This window comes from Archaeoglobaceae archaeon (genome assembly GCA_038734275.1).
In the GTDB taxonomy this organism is placed as follows: domain Archaea; phylum Halobacteriota; class Archaeoglobi; order Archaeoglobales; family Archaeoglobaceae; genus WYZ-LMO2.
In genome coordinates this window covers 244,797-268,140 of sequence record JAVYOO010000001.1, presented here as the reverse complement: position 1 = coordinate 268,140, position 23,344 = coordinate 244,797, and the positions used below count along the sequence as shown (strand labels likewise).

General features: G+C 41.8%; 24 protein-coding genes and 1 tRNA gene. 9 read left to right on the top strand and 16 right to left on the bottom strand.

Annotation, left to right across the window (positions count from 1 at the left end; genetic code table 11):
• Positions 1-283 precede the first annotated feature (283 nt).
• The 3 genes from QXI54_01425 to moaC form a co-directional block, all read right to left on the bottom strand.
• Positions 284-358: transfer RNA gene (locus tag QXI54_01425), tRNA-Gly, on the bottom strand.
• Positions 359-415: 57 nt separating this feature from the next.
• The gene (locus QXI54_01420) at positions 416-1,858 is read right to left on the bottom strand and encodes an ABC transporter substrate-binding protein (GenBank protein MEM0301814.1); all 1,443 of its coding nucleotides are present in this window, start codon (positions 1,856-1,858) and stop codon (positions 416-418) included.
• A 77-nt stretch (positions 1,859-1,935) separates the two neighbouring features.
• Positions 1,936-2,421, bottom strand: coding sequence for a cyclic pyranopterin monophosphate synthase MoaC (gene moaC / locus QXI54_01415; protein MEM0301813.1), 486 nt, complete (start codon positions 2,419-2,421; stop codon positions 1,936-1,938).
• Positions 2,422-2,471: 50 nt separating this feature from the next.
• Here moaC and QXI54_01410 point away from each other — a divergent pair, with 50 nt between their 5' ends.
• The 3 genes from QXI54_01410 to thiC are packed head-to-tail and all read left to right on the top strand — an operon-like array spanning position 2,472 to position 4,710.
• Positions 2,472-3,008, top strand: coding sequence for an isochorismatase family cysteine hydrolase (locus QXI54_01410; protein ID MEM0301812.1), 537 nt, complete (start codon positions 2,472-2,474; stop codon positions 3,006-3,008).
• Positions 3,009-3,047: 39 nt separating this feature from the next.
• Positions 3,048-3,392 (top strand): CGGC domain-containing protein, encoded by a 345-nt coding sequence (locus tag QXI54_01405; GenBank protein ID MEM0301811.1) that lies wholly within the window; start codon positions 3,048-3,050, stop codon positions 3,390-3,392.
• A 43-nt stretch (positions 3,393-3,435) separates the two neighbouring features.
• Positions 3,436-4,710: a phosphomethylpyrimidine synthase gene (gene thiC / locus QXI54_01400; protein MEM0301810.1), complete on the top strand. Its 1,275-nt coding sequence runs from the start codon at positions 3,436-3,438 to the stop codon at positions 4,708-4,710.
• Between the two features lie 10 nt (positions 4,711-4,720).
• On the opposite strand, the gene QXI54_01395 is transcribed toward thiC, so the two are convergent.
• A complete protein-coding gene (locus tag QXI54_01395; GenBank protein MEM0301809.1) occupies positions 4,721-6,109 on the bottom strand; it encodes a hypothetical protein in 1,389 nt (462 codons plus the stop codon).
• A 125-nt stretch (positions 6,110-6,234) separates the two neighbouring features.
• On the opposite strand from QXI54_01395, the gene QXI54_01390 reads away from it, so the two are divergent.
• Positions 6,235-7,488, top strand: coding sequence for a 3-isopropylmalate dehydratase large subunit (locus QXI54_01390; protein MEM0301808.1), 1,254 nt, complete (start codon positions 6,235-6,237; stop codon positions 7,486-7,488).
• 5 nt (positions 7,489-7,493) lie between these two features.
• Here QXI54_01390 and ilvD read toward each other — a convergent pair whose 3' ends face one another.
• The 6 genes from ilvD to QXI54_01360 all read right to left on the bottom strand — a co-directional run bounded on the left by ilvD (position 7,494) and on the right by QXI54_01360 (position 13,285).
• Positions 7,494-9,161, bottom strand: a complete 1,668-nt coding sequence (ilvD, locus tag QXI54_01385; GenBank protein ID MEM0301807.1) for a dihydroxy-acid dehydratase — start codon at positions 9,159-9,161, stop codon at positions 7,494-7,496.
• A gap of 29 nt (positions 9,162-9,190) precedes the next feature.
• On the bottom strand, positions 9,191-10,435 hold the full coding sequence (locus QXI54_01380) for a zinc-binding dehydrogenase (GenBank protein ID MEM0301806.1): 1,245 nt from the start codon (positions 10,433-10,435) through the stop codon (positions 9,191-9,193).
• Complete coding sequence (locus tag QXI54_01375) at positions 10,392-12,134, bottom strand: thiamine pyrophosphate-binding protein (protein ID MEM0301805.1); 1,743 nt, start codon at positions 12,132-12,134, stop codon at positions 10,392-10,394. The genes QXI54_01380 and QXI54_01375 overlap by 44 nt, the downstream gene beginning before the upstream one ends.
• A 106-nt stretch (positions 12,135-12,240) precedes the next feature.
• Positions 12,241-12,825, bottom strand: coding sequence for a pyruvate kinase alpha/beta domain-containing protein (locus tag QXI54_01370; GenBank protein MEM0301804.1), 585 nt, complete (start codon positions 12,823-12,825; stop codon positions 12,241-12,243).
• A complete protein-coding gene (locus QXI54_01365) occupies positions 12,813-13,073 on the bottom strand; it encodes a TIGR00304 family protein (protein MEM0301803.1) in 261 nt (86 codons plus the stop codon). The genes QXI54_01370 and QXI54_01365 overlap by 13 nt, the downstream gene beginning before the upstream one ends.
• On the bottom strand, positions 13,070-13,285 hold the full coding sequence (locus QXI54_01360) for a DUF131 domain-containing protein (GenBank protein MEM0301802.1): 216 nt from the start codon (positions 13,283-13,285) through the stop codon (positions 13,070-13,072). Before QXI54_01360 ends, QXI54_01365 begins: the two co-directional genes overlap by 4 nt.
• Positions 13,286-13,373: 88 nt before the next feature.
• On the opposite strand from QXI54_01360, the gene QXI54_01355 reads away from it, so the two are divergent.
• Positions 13,374-14,468 (top strand): LLM class flavin-dependent oxidoreductase, encoded by a 1,095-nt coding sequence (locus tag QXI54_01355; protein ID MEM0301801.1) that lies wholly within the window; start codon positions 13,374-13,376, stop codon positions 14,466-14,468.
• A 6-nt stretch (positions 14,469-14,474) separates the two neighbouring features.
• Positions 14,475-14,912, top strand: a complete 438-nt coding sequence (tsaA, locus tag QXI54_01350) for a tRNA (N6-threonylcarbamoyladenosine(37)-N6)-methyltransferase TrmO (GenBank protein MEM0301800.1) — start codon at positions 14,475-14,477, stop codon at positions 14,910-14,912.
• Between the two features lie 5 nt (positions 14,913-14,917).
• Here the strand turns inward: tsaA and QXI54_01345 are convergent, their stop codons facing one another.
• Genes QXI54_01345 through purQ form a run of 4 tightly spaced genes read right to left on the bottom strand, consistent with a single transcriptional unit; the run spans position 14,918 to position 17,752 of the window.
• Positions 14,918-15,871, bottom strand: coding sequence for a methyltransferase domain-containing protein (locus QXI54_01345; GenBank protein MEM0301799.1), 954 nt, complete (start codon positions 15,869-15,871; stop codon positions 14,918-14,920).
• Positions 15,868-16,152: a signal recognition particle subunit SRP19/SEC65 family protein gene (locus tag QXI54_01340; protein MEM0301798.1), complete on the bottom strand. Its 285-nt coding sequence runs from the start codon at positions 16,150-16,152 to the stop codon at positions 15,868-15,870. The genes QXI54_01345 and QXI54_01340 overlap by 4 nt, the downstream gene beginning before the upstream one ends.
• 2 nt (positions 16,153-16,154) lie before the next feature.
• Positions 16,155-16,949 (bottom strand): CBS domain-containing protein, encoded by a 795-nt coding sequence (locus QXI54_01335; protein MEM0301797.1) that lies wholly within the window; start codon positions 16,947-16,949, stop codon positions 16,155-16,157.
• Positions 16,946-17,752: a phosphoribosylformylglycinamidine synthase subunit PurQ gene (gene purQ, locus QXI54_01330; protein MEM0301796.1), complete on the bottom strand. Its 807-nt coding sequence runs from the start codon at positions 17,750-17,752 to the stop codon at positions 16,946-16,948. The genes QXI54_01335 and purQ overlap by 4 nt, the downstream gene beginning before the upstream one ends.
• 89 nt (positions 17,753-17,841) lie before the next feature.
• On the opposite strand from purQ, the gene glyS reads away from it, so the two are divergent.
• From glyS to QXI54_01315, 3 genes are read left to right on the top strand one after another with little or no spacing between them, the layout of a single operon-like run.
• Positions 17,842-19,536 (top strand): glycine--tRNA ligase, encoded by a 1,695-nt coding sequence (gene glyS, locus QXI54_01325; protein ID MEM0301795.1) that lies wholly within the window; start codon positions 17,842-17,844, stop codon positions 19,534-19,536.
• Positions 19,533-20,426, top strand: coding sequence for a 2-phospho-L-lactate transferase (gene cofD / locus QXI54_01320; GenBank protein ID MEM0301794.1), 894 nt, complete (start codon positions 19,533-19,535; stop codon positions 20,424-20,426). The genes glyS and cofD overlap by 4 nt, the downstream gene beginning before the upstream one ends.
• Positions 20,423-21,241 (top strand): radical SAM protein, encoded by an 819-nt coding sequence (locus QXI54_01315; GenBank protein ID MEM0301793.1) that lies wholly within the window; start codon positions 20,423-20,425, stop codon positions 21,239-21,241. The genes cofD and QXI54_01315 overlap by 4 nt, the downstream gene beginning before the upstream one ends.
• A gap of 7 nt (positions 21,242-21,248) precedes the next feature.
• Here the strand turns inward: QXI54_01315 and QXI54_01310 are convergent, their stop codons facing one another.
• Together QXI54_01310 and QXI54_01305 are read right to left on the bottom strand one after the other, a co-directional pair.
• The gene (locus QXI54_01310) at positions 21,249-22,499 is read right to left on the bottom strand and encodes a TM1812 family CRISPR-associated protein (protein ID MEM0301792.1); all 1,251 of its coding nucleotides are present in this window, start codon (positions 22,497-22,499) and stop codon (positions 21,249-21,251) included.
• Positions 22,496-23,242 carry a CRISPR-associated protein Csx14 gene (locus QXI54_01305; protein ID MEM0301791.1) on the bottom strand — a complete coding sequence of 249 codons (747 nt, stop codon included), beginning with the start codon at positions 23,240-23,242 and terminating at the stop codon, positions 22,496-22,498. Before QXI54_01305 ends, QXI54_01310 begins: the two co-directional genes overlap by 4 nt.
• Positions 23,243-23,344 lie beyond the last annotated feature (102 nt).

The window sequence follows — 23,344 nt, the reverse complement described above, 5'->3', positions numbered from 1 at the left end:
AAACAAAGAAAACAACAAAAAATCATGGAACGTTCAAAAACGTCTGTGGACGTCCACAAGAAGAAGGAAGAAAGGAGCACGGAGAAGGCTCAGACAAGGGATTGGAAAAATATAAACAGAACGAAAAAAAGAATGACTATTTGGTTCAGCTATGAAGTCCACGACTGGCTAAAACAAAACGTCTCCAATGCCTCAGCCTTCATCGATCAGCTCGTTAAAAGCTTCAGAGATCAAGTCGAGCCTGCCTTCATTCTCGTTTCTCGAATAGAACCAGAAACAAAAATGCGCCGACCGGGATTTGAACCCGGGGCAGGGGCTCGGCAAGCCCCTGTGTTAGACCAGGCTACACCATCGGCGCTCCTAATTTGTTGGAATTAGATAGTTTAATAAGGTTTTCGAAAAAATAAAAAAGAGTTTAACCCCAGATAACCTTTCCTTCCCAATCAGTATAGGCGTATTCCTGCCCCCAGAATTTTGGTGTAATGCCAGGAGTAGCTGTTATAACTCCTCCCTCGCAGATCATCGCATTTCCGGGAGTATTAAATGCCCCAATGGTGCCATATGGGTAAATGCGCATGAATGCAGAGTAAATAAACTTTGGAAATCCCTTGTAACCATCAGCAGGGAAAGTTTCCTTCTCCAAAGCGTCTATTATTTTCTGAGGATCTGTGCTTCCCGCTTTTTCCATGGCCTTGGCCAAAACAAACATGGCTTGATAGCTCAAAACGTGTTCCCATGTAACTGGTGTATCACCAAGCCTTTTTGAAAGGCGCTTGCAAGCTTCTGCATATCCGGGAGTGTTTGGATCAACACTCGCTATTGGTGTCAACGGTAGACTGCATGGAGACGTGGTTGCCACAACATTATCGAGAAGACTCATGTTACCTTTCACAACCGTTTCATTTGTGAAATCGTATACTATATCGAGATAATACATTAATTCCTCAATCTTGGCCTGTTCTGCAATGATGAACCCACCAGTATAGCCCATGCCTCTTGCAATTTTGATCACACTTGCAAGTGGCTTTGATGGTCCAACAAGGAGAATAACATCTGGTTTCTTGGCTAAAACTTTGGCAACAATTTGAGTATAATCTGTTGGCATGTAATAATTTACTGGCTCCTCAGCCACAATTTCCCCTCCTTTGAGCGTCCAGTATTCCTTAAAAGCTTTTCCCCAAGTTACTGCATATTCGTGGGTTCCATTTAACATTGCCGCCTTCTTCATACCCTTAAACAAGAAGTAGTCGGAGAAGAACGGAACATAGATCAATTCAAAGTTCGGGGGATACATTATCACCATCTTGTTTCCAGTCTTGATGACGCTTGGGTCAGAAGTGTAGGCACCAACTATAAAGCCGAGCTTCTCGTTTATCTTCTCAATCTCAAGAATACCGCCAGCATGTGGACAGAACACTATTGGGGTATTTTTCTCTTTGAACAATTTTTGCGCATTTTGGGCAGAGATAGAGGGCATATACATGTCGTCTAAGCCTATAACTTTCAGCTTGTAGACTTTATCTCCTACAATGATTCCACCCGCCTCATTTATATCTTCGGCTGCGAAGCTCAGTCCGGCAAGAACGCTCTCACCATAGGGGGCTGCAACTCCGCTCAATGGTCCCGTATATCCGATGTTTATTATGCCTCCAAATTCTACGGGCTTGGTTTCAGGAGTAGTAGTCGGTGGCGGAGTGGTGGTAACTTCTGGAGTTTTCACTTCTGCTGGAGTTGTGGTAGGAGTGGTGACCACTGGAGTTGTAATCTCGGGCTTTTCTTCAGGCGCTGTGGGCTGAAGACATCCCAAGAGTCCAGCTGAAATCGACAATATCAGCAACACCCATACCCAAGTCTTCATAATCTCACCTTTCTCTGCATGAACCGATCCCTTTATAAGTTTTATGTTTGTTGATGATAATACTTTTCAGTTAGATTTCATTTATCATTTGAGGCAATAAAATCTAACTTCTTTTTCTCCAGAACTCTCACATTTTCTATGGATGTCAGAGGATAATTGCCGGTCTCATCTTTTTCGAGCGATTTAACCATGTCCCAGATTGTCAAAAGAGCTGCAGTTACACCAGTAAGAGCTTCCATTTCGACCCCTGTTTTTCCAATGGATTTTACAACACACCGAACCCTTATACCGGTTTCTTCGATATTAAAATCGAACGAAATGGAAGTTAGAGGAATTGGATGACACATAGGAATGATTTCAGGCGTTTTTTTTACAGCTAAAACTCCTGCAATATTGGCAGTGGCTATCACATTCCCCTTGGTAACTTTGTTGGTAACAATCGCCTCAATTGTTTCTTTTTTCAGCCTGATAAATCCCTCCGCAATTGCAATTCTTAAAACATCATTTTTCTCTGAGATATCAACCATTCTAGCCTTGCCATCTTTAATGTGTGTGAACTCCATAGATTGTGTTGTTCGTTAAAAATATATTTTGATTCAACCAATTAAGACTTATGAAGGCGCTCCTGATAGTTGACATGCAGAAGGATTTTTGCTACAAAAGCGGTTCCCTATATATACAGAGTGCAGAGAGCATTTTTGAAGCGACGAAAAAAGTTGTTGAGTATGCAAGGGGCAAGATGCCCATCATATTCACCCAAGACTGGCACAGAGATGATGATGAAGAATTCAAGATCTGGCCAAAACACTGCATAATGAATACTGAGGGTGCTGAAATCATTGAAGAACTTGAACCAAAGCAAAAGGATTACTTTATCAGAAAAAGAAGGTATTCTGCATTTTTTGGCACCGATCTCGATTTGCTTCTAAGAGAACTTAAAGTAGAGAAACTATACATCTGCGGAGTTGCAACGAACATTTGCGTTCTTCATACCGCTGGCGATGCAGCGATTCGCGGCTACAGAGTTTCGATCATAAAGGATTGCACAAAGGCTTTAAGTGATTACGATTATGAATACGCTCTCAAGCATATGAGAAACGTTTTCAACGCCGAAATTATAAGCTCGGAAGATTTTTGCAAGTTGTTCTGATTAAGTAAAATATAAATTCTAAAAATTTCTTTAGAAGTTATGAAAAATGTTATCATCATCGGCTGTGGGAGCTACATGGATTCCACATACGGCTGTCCGGGAGAGTGGAGATGCTTAAAGGCTTCAGCTTTTGGAGAGGGAGAATTCAAAGAGCCTGTAAGAGTGATAGGTTTTGTTCGTTGCGAATGCCCGGGAAGAACACTGATTCCAACGATAAAGATGACCATAAAACTATCGGGAATAAATCCAGAAGAGATTTACCTGAGCAATTGTCTTTACAAGCCAAAGCCTCCATGCCCGTATTTTAATGCTGAACAACTTGCAAAAACAATTGAAGAGACTTTTGGTATAAAGGTGCACTTTGGAACCCATCCATATGTTTAAGTGCTCTCTAAAAAACTTTTATTAAGCAGGGATACATTACTTAATGACTCTAATCCAAGAGGCACGAAAAGGTATTACCCCTGAAATCATATGTAAAGCTGCGAATTATGAGGGTATTGAAGCTGATAAATTGGTCAGATTAATTGCAAAAGGCTATGTTGTGATTCCCAAGAATGTCCTTAGAGATATAGAACCAAGAGCAATAGGAATGCTTGTTTCTACAAAGGTAAACGCTAATGTTGGAACTTCTCAGGAATACGTTAATGTCGAGGAGGAGATCGAAAAAGCAATAGTTGCCCAAAAGTTTGGTGCTGATGCAGTAATGGATCTGTCTACTGGGGGAGACCTGAGAGAGATAAGAAAAAGAATAATGGAAGTCGTTAAAGTTCCTTTTGGAACAGTCCCGATTTATGAGGCTGCAAGAGATTGCAGAAAAATTGTGGATATGAGCGAAGACGATTTTATTAAGGCGGTTGAGCGACAGGCAAAAGAAGGCGTAGATTTCATGACAATTCACGCTGGTGTGAACTGGATAAGCGTTGAAAGGTTCAAAAATTCCAAAAGACTGCTTGGAGTTGTCAGCAGAGGGGGCGCAATAACGATAGGCTGGATGATACATAACGAGAAGGAGAACCCCTACTATGAGAACTTCGACTACCTTCTCGACATCTTGAAAGAATACGATGTAACTATAAGCCTTGGAGACGCTTTTCGCCCAGGATGCATTCACGATGCGGGAGACAGAGCAAAATACACTGAATTCATAATCCTCGGAGAACTCGTAGAGAGATGCAGGGCCAAAGGGGTTCAATGCATGGTCGAAGGCCCGGGGCATGTTCCGTTAGATGGAATCTTTCCTGCTGTAAAGGCTATGAAGAGCGTTACAGATAATGCGCCACTTTACCTGCTCGGACCTCTTGTTACCGATATCTCGGCGGGCTACGATCACATATCCTCAGCAATAGGTGCTGCAATCGCCGGAATGGCGGGGGCGGATTTTATTTGCTATGTTACCCCTTCAGAGCATCTTGGATTGCCGACCGTGGAAGACGTTAAAGAGGGCGTAATTGCTGCAAAGATCGCCGCACATGCAGTTGATTTGATAAAAGAAGGACAGAAGGAGAGGGCAAGATTAAAAGATTACGAAATGTCCTTGGCAAGGAAAAAATTTGATTGGGAAAAGCAGTTTAGCCTTTCTCCAGACCCGGAGAAAGCAAAAAAAATTTGGGAACGAAGAAAAGCGAAAGGAGACTACTGTAGCATGTGCGGGGATTTATGTGCAATAAAGCTTGTTGAAAAATATGCTCAAAAAGAATAAAATAAAATTTTTAGTGCGGGGTAACAGTGTAGCCTTTTTGTGCTTGTAAATCATCAAGCCAATGCCCGATGAACGGGAACATGTGTGTTGGTGCATTCAAGCCAAAAGGCAGATCGACATGCCCTGTGTTTGGAACTATGTAGTATCTATCGAGCGGATGTGGTGTCTTTGCCTGCATTAAATCCTTAATGATCTGATCCGCTTTTACAAGTCCGTCAAGCTCTGAAAGAACAGTGACGAATGGAACTTTGACCTTCTTCATGTTGTGGATATAATAGTAATACCCATCCATGCCCGGAGACGGATTTGGTGGCTCGATCAGATGGCTCTTTCCACCGTTTTCGAAGTATTCTCTTGCAGTATACTTTAGTCCAAAATCTGCGTATTGTGCAAAAGTTGGCGTATATGCGCTGTCGAAGATGTATCTTAACAGGAAGTCTTGCAAATAGGGGTTCAGGTTTTTCGGATTCGTAAAAGTGAGTGCAGTTATTATTTCTGAATAACTTCCATAAATGCTGTTCACTTTATAAAGCACCCTAAATAGAATTTCCTCAGTAAGCAAAGTAACGCGCCACAGAGGTTCGATTTGGGCCATCGTTTCCAGAAAGCTTCTTATATCTATGTATAGGGGAGTATCGAGCAGGGTCCACGTGAAAAGATTATCGATTATCTTTGGTAAAGGTGGGATCATCGCGGGATCAATAGCTATAACCCCTATGACCGTTTCTTCGTTCTTTAAATCTCCATTTCGATACTTGGCCAACACTTCATCGCTCACAACCTTTTTGCACCAGATCTGCCCAACCATGCATGCGGGAGTATTAACAAATTTTGTTCCCTGGAGATATACATAAGAAACAAGTCCTCCTGTGCTGTGCCCTCCAATGATTGGATTCTTGCCCGTGACTTCGTATACCTTAGTGATTGCTGCCTTGACATCGTAAATGGCCCAAACATCTAAGCTCGTGTATTTAGAACCGATTTCACTCTTCAAGTCTCCACATCCGGTTCCGCGATAATTAACAAGCCAAACATCGTAGCCTTTTTTCCATAGATAGTAGGCCAGACTGTAGTATAGCATCGGATCTTTCTGTATTCTCGGATCATCCTTTGCCCAGTCTGCTAAGTTAGCTGGGGGTTTGAATCTATAAACCCCTTTTAAGTTTTCAGGAGTATGCAATAGAAATTCAGCCATGTTTTCCACCAGCCCAGAGAATAAAATAATGGGCTGGGAACCGTAGTTTGGTCTTTCGCCAGGAGGAGCATACCTGAGTAATTTTATCTTAACGTTATCTTCTGTTTTTGCAACATGTATTTCTCCCAATTTCTCAAAAGGGCAGCTTGCTGAGGCAATTCCGATAACAGTCAACAATAAAACGATCTTAATCTCAAATTGCATCATGAAATATGAAGGTAATTTAGATTATTTAAAATTTTTCATTTTTATTTATATAGCAATTATCACCACCATGATAATGCAAAGCTTACAGCAAGTGTGAAATACTCTGCGTAAATCAAGGTGGCATGGGTAGCACAATCGTAGAAAAGATATTCTCAAAGGCTTGCGGAAAAAAGGTAAAAGCTGGAGACTTTGTATTTGCAAACATAGATCTTGCGATGATACACGACATTACCGCGCCTCTCGCTATAAAGGCATTCAAAGAAATAGCGGGTGAAAAAGCAAAAGTCTGGGATTCAAAAAAAGTCATAATGGCATTTGACCATCAGGCTCCAGCAGACAGCGTAAAGTCAGCAGAGAATCAAAAACTGCTAAGAATTTTTGCTCAAGAACAGGGGATTCTGAACTACGATGTCTGCCATGGAATTGCACATCAGATCATGGTAGAGAACCACGTCCTGCCCGGGATGCTTGTTGTTGGCGCGGATAGCCATACATGCATGTATGGAGCGCTTGGAGCCTTTGCAACTGGTATAGGCTCAACAGACATGGGCTGTGTTCTTGCGACTGGCAAGCTCTGGTTTAAGGTTCCCGAAAGCATCAGGTTCAACATCCATGGAAAGCTTGAAAAGCATGTTTACGGGAAAGATATTGTTCTCAGGATCATTGGAAATGTTGGAGCTGAAGGAGCCAATTACAAAGCCTGCATCTTCAGCGGAGAAGTAGTTAAGAAACTTCCAATGGCTGATAGGCTCACGATGTGTAACATGGCGATAGAGATGGGCGGAAAAGCCGGCATAGTTGAGCCTGACGAAATAACGCTTCGATACCTCAAGGAAATGGGGCGGGAATTCGATGGAGAACTGCTGACGAGCGATGAAGATGCAAAATTCGAAGAAGTCGAACTTAACGTTTCTGGGATGGAGCCACAGGTTGCGGTTCCGCACAGAGTTGACAATGTTGTTGGCATATCCGAAGTAAAGGGCGTAAAGGTTGATCAGGTATTCATTGGCTCATGCACCAACGGAAGATACGAAGATCTGAAAATTGCTGCAGAGATTCTCAAAGGTGAAAAGGTTGCAAAAGGAGTTAGACTACTTGTTATTCCAGCGAGCAGAAGAGAATACACGAGAGCCTTAAAAGATGGGCTCATAGAGATCTTTGTAGACGCTGGGGCGATTGTTGAATTCCCATCGTGCGGACCATGTATGGGTGGAAGCTTTGGTTTGATTGCGAGTGGAGAAGTGAGCGTTTCGACTTCTAACAGAAACTTCATAGGCAGACAGGGAAGTCCAGAAGGAAAAATATACCTTGTTAATCCTGCTGTTGCCGCTGCAAGTGCAATATACGGTGTTTTAACAGATCCAAGAGAAATATAAAATTTTTATTTTAAAACTCCACCTTCATCTGCACTCGCTGCATTCCTTGAGTATCTGTAAAGGCACCCCTTCTTTACCTTTGGCTCAAAATCTGGAATTTTTCTAAGCCTTTTATCGATTTCTTTCTCTTCAAGTGCCACGCTAAGTCTTCTTGATGGAATATCGATCTCGATCTCATCTCCATCTCTTAGCACTGCAATTGGACCCTTTTCCGCAGCTTCAGGAGAAACATGCCCAATGCAAGGCCCTTTTGTTGCACCACTGAATCTGCCATCGGTAACAAGAGCCACAGTCTCTCCAAGTCCAGAAAGCATTAATACTGTTGTCGCAGTGAGCATTTCTCTCATTCCCGGCCCTCCTTTCGGACCCTCGTATCTTATTACGATCACTTCCCCATCATTTATTTCTCTGCCGAGTATTGCAGCCACAGCATCTTCTTCGCTGTCGAAAACCCTTGCTTTTCCCCTGAATTTCATCATCTTATCACTTATCGCAGAAGTCTTAACAACCGCCCCTTTTGGGGCAATATTTCCGTAAAGAATCGCTATTCCGCCCTCTCTATGAATTGGGTTGTTAAGGGGCCTTATGACTTCCTCGTCATGTATTTGAGCATTTTCTATGATTTCGCCGATTCTTTTACCAGTAACGGTCAGACAATCTTTATTTATAAAGCCTTCAATTCTCTTGAGTAAAGCTGGAACCCCTCCTGCGTTGTGAAAATCGAAGATAGTGTATTCTCCGCTAGGCGCTATTCCGCAGAGATGTGGGACCTTTCTGCTTATCTTATCAAAGTTTTCGAGAGAAATCTTTATTCCGAGTTCTCTTGCAATTGCTGGAAGGTGCAGGACTGTGTTTGTTGATCCGCCAAGAGCCATGTCCACCGCTATTGCATTCTCAAATGCCTTTTCAGTCAAGATATCTGATGGCTTTATATCCTTTCTAAAAGCATCCATCACAACCCTTCCCGCCTCAAGAGCGAGCCTGAGCTTTGCAGAGTAAACCGCTGGAGTTGTTGCCATCATCGGCAAAGTTAGTCCGAGGGCTTCAGTAAGGCACTGCATCGTGTTGGCTGTAAACATTCCCGCACAAGCTCCAGCGGTTGTGCAAATGTTCTCTTCGATGTATTTTGAGTATTCAGCATCTATTTCGCCCCTTTGCATCATTTCAAAGACTTCCGCAACGTCTATGGCAGTCATTTTTCTGCCCTTGAAAATTCCGTAAGTCGGCAAGAAAGGAAGCATAGATCCGCCAAGAACGAACACAGTTGGAATATCAAGCCTTGCAGAAGCCATTAGCATTCCCGGGACTATTTTATCGCAAGTTGCAATGCAAACCATCGCATCAAAGCCGTGAGCTTCAATCATTAGCTCTATGGAGTCGGCTATAACTTCCCTGCTGGGAAGCGAAGCCCTCATGCCTTTGTGCCCCATCGCAATTCCATCGCATATTGCAATCGTGTTAAATTCAAGCGGAACTCCACCACGTTCTCTTATTCCCATTTTAACGAATTGGGCGATTTTATCCAGATGAACGTGTCCAGGAACTACTTCATTCCATGAATTAACAACTGCAACAACAGGCTTTCCAAAATCCTCCTCCGTAAAGCCCAGACATCTCGCCAGAGCCCTGTGACCAACTCTAAGCGGACCTCCAAAAACAACTTCGCTTCGCATAAATCCTCTCGATTTTAGATTAATTAAATTTAAGACTGGGACTTTTCGAATTTGAAGGCAACCTTTATCGCTCCCGACTTTTTCTTGTTTATTGCAGTCCATAAAGCTTTTTTGTAGTCTTTGAGGCTAAAAGTGTGCGTAAGAAGTTCTGAGAAGTCTTTATTTTTTAGCATTTCAATTGCTATGTCAAAAGTTCTCTTTCTTTCTCCATCAATCTCCTCATAACCACATCCAAAGGTTCCAATAACTTCAAGCTCCTTCGAAAAAATTGGTGCAAGATCAAGACAAACGTTTGAAACAGTCCCAGCAATAACAACCTTTCCAAGAGGTTTTGCGATCCTTAAGGCAGTATCGACAGCCTCAGCTGTGCCTACGCATTCAAAAACTACATCCACGCCTCCACCAACGAATAACTTCTTGCCCCGAGGTGGCCTGTAAACTCTACCACCAATTCGATTTGCAATCTCATCCACAGGATCGCCAACTATAACTTCATCTGCTCCAAAGCGTTTTGCAATATCAACAAGCTTTGAATTCTTCTCTATTCCCAATATCTCTCCAGAGAAGCCAAGATGTCTTAGAGCGCTTATTGTCATGAGCCCAATAATTCCACAGCCGACTACAGCGACTTTCTGATCTTCTTCAGGAAAGGCTCTTAAAGCAGAGTGAATGCCAACCGCCAATGGCTCAGCAAAAACTGCATTTTCATCGCTTATGCTTTTGGGCACTTTAACAAGCTGAGATTCATGAGCAACCAGATATTCTGCCCATCCTCCTGCAGTGTCTCTGCATATTCCTGTAAAGATCCCGGGGGATATGATGCCTCTATCGGTGTTTTGGCACACAGCCAAATGCCCTTTTTTGCAGGATTCGCACAATTCAAGCTTTCTTACTTTGCAAGAAAGAGCGGGGTCTATTACAACTCTATCTCCCGGCTGAAAATCTCTCACTTCTTTCCCAACTTCCTCAACGATTCCAACAACCTCGTGCCCAGGAATCAGCGGAAATGATGTTAGAGGAAATAAATAAAAACTCTCTGAGAGAGTGATCAATCTAATGTCGGATCCACAGATCCCGCATAGCCTTGTTTTAACTTTTAACCAGTTTTCTGCGGGAAGCCTTGGTTCTGGATAATCTTCGTGGTATTTGACTATTGAAAGTGGTCCATAGTAAGCACTCTTCGAGAATTTTGCAAGCATCAATGTTAGCCCTGCTTTGAGTAAACTGAGCTCAAGAACGACCGCCTGCATATCGCTGGAGATTACAGCCTTCAAGCCATACTATGCCAAGGGTTATAAGATCAGGTGGACTTAGATTTATCTCCTGAGAAACTTTTACATCAAGTAAGGCTGGTTTTTCCGTGCTCTCCGCCTTATCAAGCGAATAGGCAATATCTTCAGGTTCTTCAACCCTTATCCCAAGCCAGCCCATCGCTTCCGCAACTTTGTCGTATCTAACATCGCCAAAGTCCACGCCAATGTATCTTTCACTGCAAAGTGCCTTCTGTGCTCCCTTGATCATCCCCCATGCACAGTCGTTCATAACAACGGCGGTTATCTTCACGTTCTCTCTGCTTGCGGTCTCCAGTTCATGCATTGTGCACCCAAAAGCTCCATCGCCTGTTAAAAGGTAAACAGGCTTATCTGGATTTGCAAGCTTTGCTCCTATGGCATATGGAAGCCCTGTGCCAAGATGCCCGGAATCAGCTGCCCACAAGAACGTGTTTGGCTCGTATATGCGATTCAGATAGTATGCCCAGACTGCAGTGTTTCCACCGTCGATGCAGGCGATCGCGTTTCTCGGGTAGAAGTCCCTGACTTCTTTTATTACCCTGAGCGGATGAATTGGCTTCTCATTGGATTCCGCCTGCCTTAAAAACTCTGCAAGCCATTCTTCCTGAGCTTTTCTGTATTCTTTTAATTTCTCGTTGGGTTCTTTCCTGTCTCCAAGCTTTTTGATCTCGTCCAAGAGTAACTTTAGGGTTTCTTTTGCATCACCAAGAATCGCAACGTCTACAGGGCGATTCAAAGCTATCATTTCCGCTTCAATGTCTATCTGGATCGTTTTCTGAACATCAGGATCTCCCCATGCGGGTGGTCTTCCCCAGAAATCCGTGTCGCCAAGCTTGCTTCCGACAACAAGCACAACGTCAGCTTCGCTCTGTGCAGAAAGCGCTGCCGGGCTTGAGGGAATCAATGAAAGTGGGTGATCTTCGGGAAAAGCTCCACGGGCGGACATGCTTGTCGTAACGACTGCACCAAGATATTCCGCAAGCTCTCTCAGCTCTTTCCATGCCTTAGCCCTTAAAACTCCACCACCCGCATGTATCAGCGGTCTTTCAGCATTGTAAAGCATTTTTGCAGCTTTTCTCACGAGTTCTAAATCGCCTACGGGATTCTTCATTGCCCTATACCTTTCTGGAGGATAAATTCCCGCATATTCTTCCTCAGCATCATTGAAGATCACATCTGCAGGTAAATCGAGATGCACTGGACCAGGTCTTCCAGATAATGCGACCCTGATCGCTCTCTGCAGTAATTCTGGAATTCTCTGCCAGCTATACACAACTGCACTCCATTTGGTTATAGGCTTTAGCAGATGGAACTGATCCAGTGCCTGCATTGAGCCACGATCAGGGTAGCTTCTCCATGTCTGATTCTGAGCTGTAAGCACAAGCATCGGAATTCCATCTGCAAAAGCCGGATAAACTCCCGGAACAAGATCTGCTCCACCCGGGCCAACGGTGCCCATGCATACACCTATTTCTCCGCTAACTCTTGCATAAGCATCCGCCATGCTCGCAGCTGATTGCTCGTGTCTGCAATTAACGAATTTCATTCCCTCCTTTTCACCAATTCTCTTAATCGCATCCAGAATTGGAATCAGCTGTGCCCCCGGAACGCCGAAGATATATTTGATTTTTTCTTTAAGAAGGCACTTAACGAGCAACTCTCCCCCTGAGATTGCCATCATGCATCACCAAGAAAAATGGCAACTAAAAATTTTATTAATTTTTTTCCGTATCCTTAACTGCAAGTTAATTGAAATTAATTTTAATTACAAAACAAAAAGGGTATAATTATCTTTTCTCTCTTGGCATGCAGATTATCTCCTTTATCTGCATTTCAAAGAAATTGTTCATGTGCGCTGGCTTCAGAATCACAGCAGTATCTGCCCCTCTTACTCTTCCTCCGATTGCAACAACTTCTTCAAGCGGTATGGCTCCGCTATCAGCAGCCATCACTGCGATCTCGACACAAACTTTAAGCCCATGACCAAATAGAGAGCGGAGTGCTTCAGCAATAACTTCAACTCTGCTAATTCCTCCAAACTTTCTGGTTATGCTTCTCTCGATGCCTGAAAGCACATGGGATTGCCTCACAATAGTAACTCCTTTGCTCCTCAGAAAATTCTCGGTTTCGGGATCCATCGTGTTTTTCCCCTCTTCAAGGAATCCAGTGTGATAGGTCACGACAACAAGCTTCATGCCATCGCTTAAATACTTGAGAGCCTTCTTGGCAGTCTCTCCGTAAGAAGATGCCAGAACTACGTGTTTTATTCCCAGCTCGTTAGCCCTTTCGAATGCAAGTCTCAAAGTAGCCTCAGTATTCTCTTCTCCGGGCTTTTCAAAGTAAACAATCTTTTTCTCGATCAAACGAACCACCCCAGAATTAAGATTAGCGATAGTAACATTAATGTTATTGCAAGCACCATGGCAACGATTGCGAGTTTCGCATCGCCAAAGACTATGGGGATTGGACCAATAAGCACAACTCCCCCGTATTTTTTACCTTCACTTTGCTCCAAAAATTCAGCTAATTTTTCATTTTTAGACTCTTCTTGAGCTAAAAATGCTGATATGATCAAAATTATACCCAGAAAAACCAAAAGGAGTCCCATAAGCCAGATCATCCTAACCACCTCAATAAATAAATCGCGAAAATAAATGCAACAGCGATCAGCATCAAAAAAATCGCGATACTGCTTTCTGAAGCCACTACTATCGGAATCGGACCGATCATCACGAGTGCCCCATAGGAAACGTTCGGAAACGCCGATAACGACATCAGCCCCAAACCGATAAGTATCATAGCAAATCCCAGCATCAACCTACCAGCGTCCATGCTAAATGTATGAATCGGTTTATAAGTTTGTTATGGAATGCATCAAAATCTGGATTAAGTTCAAATACTGCGAAAAAATTTAAAGTTTATGGAGTTCGGAACTGTAGGCCCAACTTTTCCACCAATTAGTGAAGCACAAAAAACTGCTAAGAGACTCGAAGATAAAGGATACGATGCCTTATGGTTCGCAGATCACCTTCTTGGCTGGTATCCGCATGAAATTTGGAAGGAAACGATATTCGCAATGCGATATCCGTCATGTCACATGTTCTATGATCCATTCTGTTCGATCTGCTATACTGCCCCAGCAACGAATAAGATAAAGTTCGGTGTGTCGGTTACCGAAGTAATCCGAAGGCATCCCGCGGTAATGCTTCAGCAGGCGGTGACTGCGGATCATGCAACAAATGGGAGATTCATTTTGGGCATTGGAGCTGGAGAAGCTGAAAACATTGTGCCCTTTGGGATGAACTTCGACAACCCAGTAGGAAAGCTTGAAGAAGCTCTTAAACTAATAAAAATAATGCTTTCTGCAGACTATGGAGAGAAAATAAACTTTCAGGGAAAATTTTTCAAATTCGAGGATGCGGTATTTGATCTTAAACCAATTGGAAAGCTTCCGATCTGGCTTGGAGCCCATGGAAACAAGATGCTCAAGCTGACAGCAAAATATGGCGATGGGTGGCTACCATCAACGCTACCGCCCGAGGTGTATGCGGAGAGAATGGAGAAGCTCAATAAATTCGCAAAAGAAGAAAAAAGAGACCCAGATGAGATTAAAAAGGGAATTTTCGTGAGCCTTGTGGTCGATGAGAAAAAAGAAGAAGTAGAAAGGCTCCTCAGAACTCCGATTCTTAAGATACATGCTTTGCTCCTGCCTTCAGAATTCTACGAAGCTCTTGGCTTCAAGCATCCCTTTGGCAAGTTCTATGGGCTCTTAGACTACATACCGACAAAGTATACAAAGGAACAAATAATGGACGCGATTAGCAAAGTTCCAGATGAAGTTTCAAGACTTGCCTTCGTCTGTGGAACGCCAGATGAAATCGTCAAAACCTTTGAGAAATTTGAAAAAATAGGCGTTGAGCACATCGTAATCTGGAACCTCACATACTTTGGAGATGTGACGAAGATAAAAAGCTCTTACGCACTTGTTGACGAAATAATTGAGAAATTCAAATAATTTTTTATGGAGTTCAATTTAAAACCAATAGGCGTAATCCATTCACCCTTCAAAGACAAGAATTCCGCTCCACACCAAGGAAGATTCTCCGAGGATATTTCTGAAATTGAGATATTTCCAGAATTTGAGGAAGGCTTGAGAGATATCGAATCTTGCCCTTACCTTATCGTGCTTTACTGGCTTCACGAAGCAAATAGAAATTCATTGATCGCAATTCCACCAAGTAGCAAACAAGAACACGGAGTTTTTGCCACAAGGTCGCCGAACAGACCCAATCCAATTGGTTTTTCAGTTGTAAAACTTATCGAACGAAAAGGAAGATTTTTGAAGGTAAAATGGCTTGATGCAATCGACAAAACGCCAGTAATAGACATAAAGCCGTATTCTTCAGCATTAGACAGTGTTGAGAACGCAAAAATCGGATGGTTCGAAGCTGAAAAGTGACATCGTCACTTTTCAAGGACGTAGATTCTTCTCGTGAGAGATCCATGAACTCGCTGGTTAATCTTGAACAAGAGTTTTAAAGGTATCTCATTGAGATCAATGTTTGTTACAACTACTGCCCTCGCCCCTGTCTTTAGAACTCTTGCAATCTCATTTAAACTTCTGCTGTAAAGCTCATCTCTGGTTCCGCTTCTCGTTGCCCTGAAGTAGGGATAGTCAGTTACAATGCCATCGAAGGAATCGTCCTTGAAGGGCATCTCTCTCGCATCTCCCTGTAAAACGTCTCCCTGAACTTTAAAGAATTCAAGATTTTTCCTGCAACCCTCAACAATGTCTTCATAGTAGTCCATACCGCAAAAGTCAAGACCCATTAGCCCAGCTTCAATCAAAAATGAACCGGTTCCACACATTGGATCCAAGATTACTCCCTTTCTGAGAGAAACCAAATTAACAATCGCCCTTGAAAGCTTTGGCAGTATTACGACTGGCATGAAAAAAGGTCTCTTATTTGGCATTCTTTCACGAAACTGCTTTTTGTTTTGCTTAAATCTTAGCAAACCGATATGGCATGCCTTTGGTGTGAAATAAACCCTTATCAGGTTATCAGGATTTTTTAAATCGATTTTGTATCCTTTTTTCCATAAAATTGCTCCAAGCTTTTTCTCAAGTTCAGGATCCGATTTCATGCCAATTCCACTCACCCGAACGCAACAAGAACCTTCTAAGTTTATAGCTTCAAACTGATTTCGAAGCTCATTAAAAGAACATGAAGCAACCGATTCGCAGACCTCATGAGTCATTGCGAGACGTTCAAAAAATTTTTCTCCTTTGTAGTCAAGCAAAAGTATGCGTTCGTCAAGTTCGTAGTGCAATATTTTACCAAAGGCTTTTGCAAGGCTCAAAACCTCAGCTTTTGCCAATTCGAGACTCTCTCCAGAAAGTAAGAAGAAATATCTCATTTCTTTTTCCTTCTTTCTCTGATCTCGAGAATTTTATTCGCAATCTCAACCATCAGCCTATTTTTATTGTCAGAGCTTTCCACTATAACCCTCCCACCTTCTTCCCACCAGCTTCTCGGATACTTCTTGTTTTCAACCTGAAAATTCAATCCAAGCTCCTTACACGCCTGTGCCAATTCCTGTAATCTAACATTAGGGACCGCAAACCGTTTTGGTATTTTCCTTCCCTCTGCCCTCGTCTTCTTTGCCTCGAGATTTGCAACCCAGATTACACGCTTCATCTCTATCCCATATTCCTAAAGGTTATCTCAACAAGAGGATGTGGAACATCCTCAATTATTTCAACGTCCTTCAGCGAGTTCAAACCTTTTTTCTTTGCCATTTTTTCAATTCCAAGCTCAAAATCACCATTTACTTCGATAATATAGGCATCTAACTTGTCTATTCCCAATTTTAGGGCTGCAATCGCTCTGTGATGTCCATCCACGAGAAAGAACCGGGAATCTTTTTTTATTACAATTACGGGTTCCGCAAGACCTCGCTTGATTTCGTGAATTCTTCCCTTCAACTCGTCTGCATAAACCTTGCTCTGAGTTGGAATTAGCTTCAAAACTTCAACTTTACCCGCATAAACCTCTGTTTTTGCACCATGGACTTTTTCAATTGTCTTTCGTAGTTTTTCAACCTTATCCGGGTCTGCCCTTTCGATCTGACTTCTGATAACATCTGCGTTCGAAATTATTCCGACAAGCCTATCAGACTCGTCAACAACTGGAAGCTTGGAATGCCCTGTTCGGAACATTACTCTCGCTGCGTCACGCAAATCCATGAACTCTCTTGCCACGTATAGCTGTTTTGACATCACATTTTCAACTTTTAAGTTTGGATCGAGTCCGACAATGTCTACAGCTGAAACGTAGCCTATAACCCTCATATTCGAATCCACCACAGGAAAGCTATCGTGACCGGTTTTCTTTATCAGATCGATCACATCTGCTACGGTGTTATCTGGCCTGAGTGTGTATACATTTCTTGTCATGTAATCTGCAACCTTTAACTTCGTCGGCTCAACGGTCATAGCTTCTCAAGATAATCAACCACACTCTTAAATATATAATACCCATCTCCCCACTCACCGGTTCTGTGATCAATGAATACTCTCTCGGGATGCGGCATGAGACCAAAAACTGTCGCGGTAACATTACAGATTCCAGCAATATTATAAAAACTTCCATTCGGATTCCATGGGTAACCGGCGTAGTTTCCTTTTTCATCAACATATCTAAAAACTATCTGCTTGTTGTCGATCAATCTCTCCAGAAACTCATTCTCTCTGTCTTTGGGAAAAACAACCTTGCCCTCAGCATGGGCTACTGGAATTTTTAATATCTCTTTCCTTACCTGTTTTACAAATATGCACCTATCACTTTCCTTTCTTAAGAAAGTCGTTCTACATTCAAATTTTCCAGAATCGTTTATCGCGAGAGCCATTTCAGGCTTATCTGCAATTGGTTTATCTTCGTCGAAACCTGGCAAGGCTCCGAGTTCTGCAAGAATCTGAAATCCATTACAAATGCCAAGAACAGGATATTCCATTTTGATAAATTCCTCAAGATCTCTTCTCAAAATACTCTTAACTCTCGCAGAAAAGATTGCTCCAGCCCGAACGTAATCACCAGCAGAAAAACCACCAGGGAATACTATGCAGTGGTAATCAAAAATACTTCTTTGCTCTTCAAATCTTATCATGTCGCTGTAAAACTGCTTCAAGTGAACGAGTTCAGCCTGAAAACCAAAATTCCTAAAGGCATTTGCTGTCTCTTCCTCGCAATTTGTCCCTTCGATTCTGAGAACTGCAACCCTGATCTCGTTCGGATCCATAAGAACTTTGACTTGGTTGGGGTTATTAGGATTGCGTTGTCCACTTCTTAAATCCTAAAAACTTTTAAGTTGAATGCATTCGTTCTTGCATGAGCGATCTAATGGAGATGCTTATTCGAAGAGGTTTCCTCTGGCAATCCTTCGAAATCTATGGGGGAATGGCAGGATTCATAGATTACGCTCCTTTAGGAAACAATTTAAGGAGAAAAATCGAGAATATCTGGCGTGAGTTCTTTGTAATTGACGAAAGAGTTGCGGAGATAGACACCCCGCTGATAGGTGTTGAAGAAGTTTTCATCGCCTCCGGACATGCGACTTCCTTCGTTGATACAGCCATAGAATGTCAGAAATGTGGAAAAGTTTATCGAGCTGATCATTACATTAAGGAAAAGCTAAATCTTGAGGTTGATACATCCATAGAGACCATTAAAGAGGCAATAGAAGTTTATGGTCTTAAATGTGAGTGCGGTGGAAATTTTGGAGAACCTTTTCTGATGAATCTAATGTTCTCAACAAAGATTGGGGCAGGAAAAGGTAAGCTTGGATATCTCCGCCCCGAAACCGCTCAGGGAATCTTTGTCGCATTTAGAAGGCTTTCGAACTACTTCCGAGACAAGCTTCCATTCGGGGTTGCTCAAATTGGAAGAGCATTCAGGAATGAAATTAGCCCAAGACAGGGAGTCATAAGACTTAGAGAATTCAATCAGGCTGAATTGGAGTTTTTTGTTCATCCAGCAGAGAAAAGACATCCCAAATTCAGGGAACTGGAAAATGATTTAGTGACACTTGTTGATAAGTTCGACAAAACCCACAAAATAACTCTGAGAGATGCTGTGAATAAAGGTATAATAGCTAACGAAGTTCTCGCATACTTTATTGGCAAAACAAGGAGATTTTTGATTGCAATCGGCATAAAGGATGATAAACTCCGCTTTAGACAGCATAAAGATGATGAAAAAGCACACTACGCAACAGACTGCTGGGATGCAGAAGTCTTGATGAGCTATGGGTGGATTGAAGTCGTCGGAATTGCAGACAGAACAAATTACGACTTATCAAGACATGCGAGTTTTAGTAAAACAGAGATGAGTATATTTGTTCCATACCCCGAACCTATCGTTGTTAAGAAAAAGAAAGCCATTCCAAAGATGAGTGCACTCGGCCCTGTTTTTAAATCCAAGGCTAAAAAGATTGCCGAAGCGCTCGAAAAAATTGAAATAAACTCCGATGAGATTGAAATTGAGATTGATGGTGAGAAGATAAAGCTTGGAAAGGAGTTTTACACTATTCAGGAAGTCGAAGAAGAAGTTACAGGAGAGAGAGTTATCCCTCATGTAATCGAACCGTCTTTTGGGCTTGACAGAATAACCTACGCCGTTCTTGAGCACTCCTTTGACAAGGACATTGTTGAAGGGGAAGAGAGAAAAGTTCTAAGGCTTAAAAGAAGACTTGCTCCAATTGAGGTTGCTGTTTTGCCTCTTTTATCAAGAGAACCCTTCATAACAAAAGCACTCGAGATTGTGGACTTATTGCGTAAGAGTGGTTTCTACACTGACTATGACGACTCGGGGAGCATTGGCAGGCGTTATAGGCGATTTGATGAAATTGGGACCCCATTTTGCATTACAATAGATCATCAGACCTTTGAAGACGAAACTGTAACTATAAGGGACAGGGACACCACAAAGCAGATCAGGGTTAAGATTTCAGAACTTGAAAAAGTTTTAAAGGAGTTAATCCGCAGTGAAAAGAACATAGAGGGATTCGGAGAGATATTCAGATGATCGTTCTCTCTGGAGGCACAGGGACTCCTAAGTTGCTCAGAGGACTAAAAGAACTGGTAGATTTTTGTGTAATTGTTAATACTGCAGAAGACATCTGGATATCTGGAAACAAAATATGCCCCGATATCGATTCGGTTGTTTACGCTCTCGCGGAAATCATTGACGACGAAAAATGGTGGGGGATTAGGGGAGATAGCTTTAGAACCCATGAAAAACTGAAGGAACTCGGATATGATGAAATGATGGCAGTTGGAGATCTCGACAGAGCAACGCACATTTTAAGGAGTGAGGTGCTTAGAAGAGGCGGAAGTCTTGTAGAGGCTACGAAAGTTGTGGCAAAAGCCTATGGAGTTAGCCATGACATTTTTCCGATGTGCAATGAAGAGGTTGCAACGACAATAGTCACTCCTGAGGGAGAGATGCACTTTCAGGAGTTCTGGGTTAAAAGAAAAGGAGTTCCAGAAGTTGTAGATATTTATTTTAAGGGAATTGAAAAAGCCCGAATACCAGAAGAAGTTTTAAAAGTGCTTGAAAAAGATGATGAAGTGCTTATAGGTCCAAGTAATCCCATAACAAGCATAACGCCGATTTTGAGTGTAGAGGGTTTCAGAAAAAGGCTTTCGGGAAAAAAGGTAATTGCTATCTCTCCAATCATTGGCAGCAATCCTGTAAGCGGTCCTGCCGGAAAGTTTATGAGGGCTAAAGGTTTTGAAGTCTCGCCAAAGGGGGTTTTCGAAGTTTATAGGGATTTTCTTTCTGCACTTGTTGTGGATGAAGCAGACAGTAAAATTGTATCCGAGAAGATATTTGCAACAAATACGATCATGAAAAGCAAAGAAGATGCGATAAGGTTATCAGACTTCGTTTTGAAGCTTTTTGATAAGCTATGAAAGATTTTATAAAAAAATTAAAATATCCACTTCATTGTGAGCATTGCGAAGGCATAAGTGAGATTGAAAATCCAAGGCACCATCCCAGCTATGAGATCACAAATGAATGCAATCTGGACTGCATTTTCTGCTATTCAAGAATTGCAAAGGCAAAAGGTTTGCCAAAACCCGGATACTACGGAGATTTGAAGCCGAAAGCCATAACAATTTCGCAGTTTGGTGAGCCACTACTTGCTGGAGAGAGAGAAGTTCTTAGAATCGTAAAGACCCTACGGGAGATGTTTGGAGAAATAAGACTTGATCTCCAGACTAACGGAGTTCTTCTAACTCCAAAGATCTGCGAAGAGTTCGACATCGCGATGATCAGCCTCGACGCTGGAAGCAGAGAAGGCTACTGCGAGATAACGAAACGGGACTTTTTTGAGAGAGTTGTTGAAAACGTAAAAATGAGTTCTGGAATAACCCATACTACCATCAGAACAGTTTTCATGCCCGGAATAAACGATAGGGAACTGCAAAAGATTGCAGAAATTGCAAGCGTTGCGGATGAGCTATTTCTACAGCCCGTTTCGATTTATAAAGAGAATAAGGAGCTAATCGAAAAAATAGATCTCGAGAGAGCAGAAAGCATTGGAGAATTTCTAAAGATTAGCATAGAACTTTCTGAGATCGCTGAGCTCCGACTTCCTGGATGCTTTTTGCTAAATCTCAATAGAACTCTGAAAAATTACAGCTTTGAAGAAATCATGTTGTTCAGCAGAAATGCATTTGCAGAATTTCCAGAAATAAGCAGAGAGTGGCGTTTTAAGGTATAATTCGGATTTATGGATTAAGAAGCCAATTTTCGATATCTTTATGCTTACTTTTGTCCCATTCAAGGCAAAAATCGCCATTAGCAATTGTAACAAAAGTATATTCCTTCAGGAATCCACTGTGAGCAAAAAAGTTTCTTTTGATATCCTTACTCCCAAACTTTTCGTCACCCTCACAAGTTTCTCTTTTGTAAAGTTCCAAAAGTGAAACTCGCCTTTTTTGTTCTATTTCCATTCTTCTTTTTTCCGCTCTCGTTTTTATTTCTTCAAGTTCTCTTGTCAAAAAGTTGCAGTTTACATCTAAGTCCGCTTTTGTATATACTCTTTGAAATTTTAAGCCAATTTCATTAATGCTCGGCATATTGAGTGTTGATTTAAATTCTCTGAAACTTCTGAACATCGCAATTGAAAACAAAATGTTGGAAAATACTTTCAAATCCATTGGAATTTCGTTTTCAAGGAATTCGTGTGCAAGTTTTGAAAATCCTATTTCTATTTCATCTGCATTTGCGTCAAATTTAAGGAGCTCATAAAAAGCTAATGGCGTGTTATAACGGACGGCGTTAAAGCCAATCGTGACCTCTTTTTGGAGGAGTCTGAAAGCTGATTTGAGGGTATGGTATTTCTTTCCGATTTCTCCTGCTTCTCTCTTTACTTCCCTATCTCCAGTTTTGCATAACTTATCTGGATCCGCTTGGGGTAGAGAAAAGAAAGGTCTCGTGGGAAAATCACCTATTTCGATTTTTACTTCTTTAATATTTCTTAAAATTGGCTGATAAGTGGCAATTCTCGGAATAAAATCTGAACCTTGAAGGATTTTCTCAAGCTGTCTGTAAGTAGCGTATCTGCGAACTGCTTCGATTAAAGCGAAAACATAAACATTTTGTCCGGTGCTTACATCCATCAAGACTCTCTCGGGGTTCTTTTTAAGCAAATGCAATAAGATTGCTATAACTATATTATCAAAGTTGTTTTTGTATTCCACCTTTCGATCTTTAAACTCGTATTCTCCAATCGATGGGATGATGGCTAACTCGAAATGATCAAAATTATTTTTCTTTTCTCTGATTTTATCTTCTAAAAGCTTTGGATCATTTTCATAGTATTCCTCAATCAAACTTTTCGGAGCGAAAATTAAAACTTCCTCACCAAAGTGTTGTTGAAGTGCATGTGAAGAAAAAGGAGTTTTGTAAAGAGAGTCCTGGATTCTATAGTTTACTTCATTATAAGGTGCTAGATAACCGATCACTTGCAGAATCATTTCCCCAACAACACCTCCATGAACCTCTTCCCATACTCTGTGACTCTAAATTTTCCGCCTAACTTTTCAACAATACCGTGAGCTTCGAGCATTTGCTTTTCTTCGTTCGACAAAATATTTAGATCCTGAAGGGTTGCATTCACGAGCTTTGCAAGGTATTCTCTTGGGTAAGGCAGAGTTGGAATCCTTATTATGTCATATTCTTTCCTTTCGGGAAAAAGAAGGCTGTTGAAGTGTCTTTCTCTTTCTTTGTAAATTTTGAGCTTCTCTTCATCAGTTCTTGCTTTATAAATTCTCTTTATATCTTCCCTAAGGTTTTCGAGTAGCTGATTCACGATCTTCACATCTCTGCTAACAACATGGTAGACTCCGTCAACAGCCATGAGCTGACCGAGCAAAGATAGTGTTATGCACATGTTCTTTCTACCGCCTGCGACGTTTAGCAAGATCTTATCGCACTTATAACGTTCTCGTTCTTCTCTTATTATCTTTGCACAGATCGACATGAAGCGTAGGTTTTCTTCAGTAGTATTTACGTCTTCAAATGGCAGAGTTACTTCATGAAGCCTTGTTTTGGGATATTTTTGTCTCAATCCAATTCTAACCAATTCGTAGCCTGCCTTTACGTCTTCATTTTCAGTGGTTAGCACGACAAGGTCGCTGATATTTTCACCGATCCCTTCAACAAAAGTTGTTATCACTGGCGGGCTTAAGCCTAAAGGTGAAATGATTGCGGTTTTCATTTTTTCACCAAACTAAAGATTAATTTGAAATAATAAACTTTTTTACTTACTATTTACTCTACATAGGAATACATTTGTTAGCAAAAGAAAAATTTATTAAGG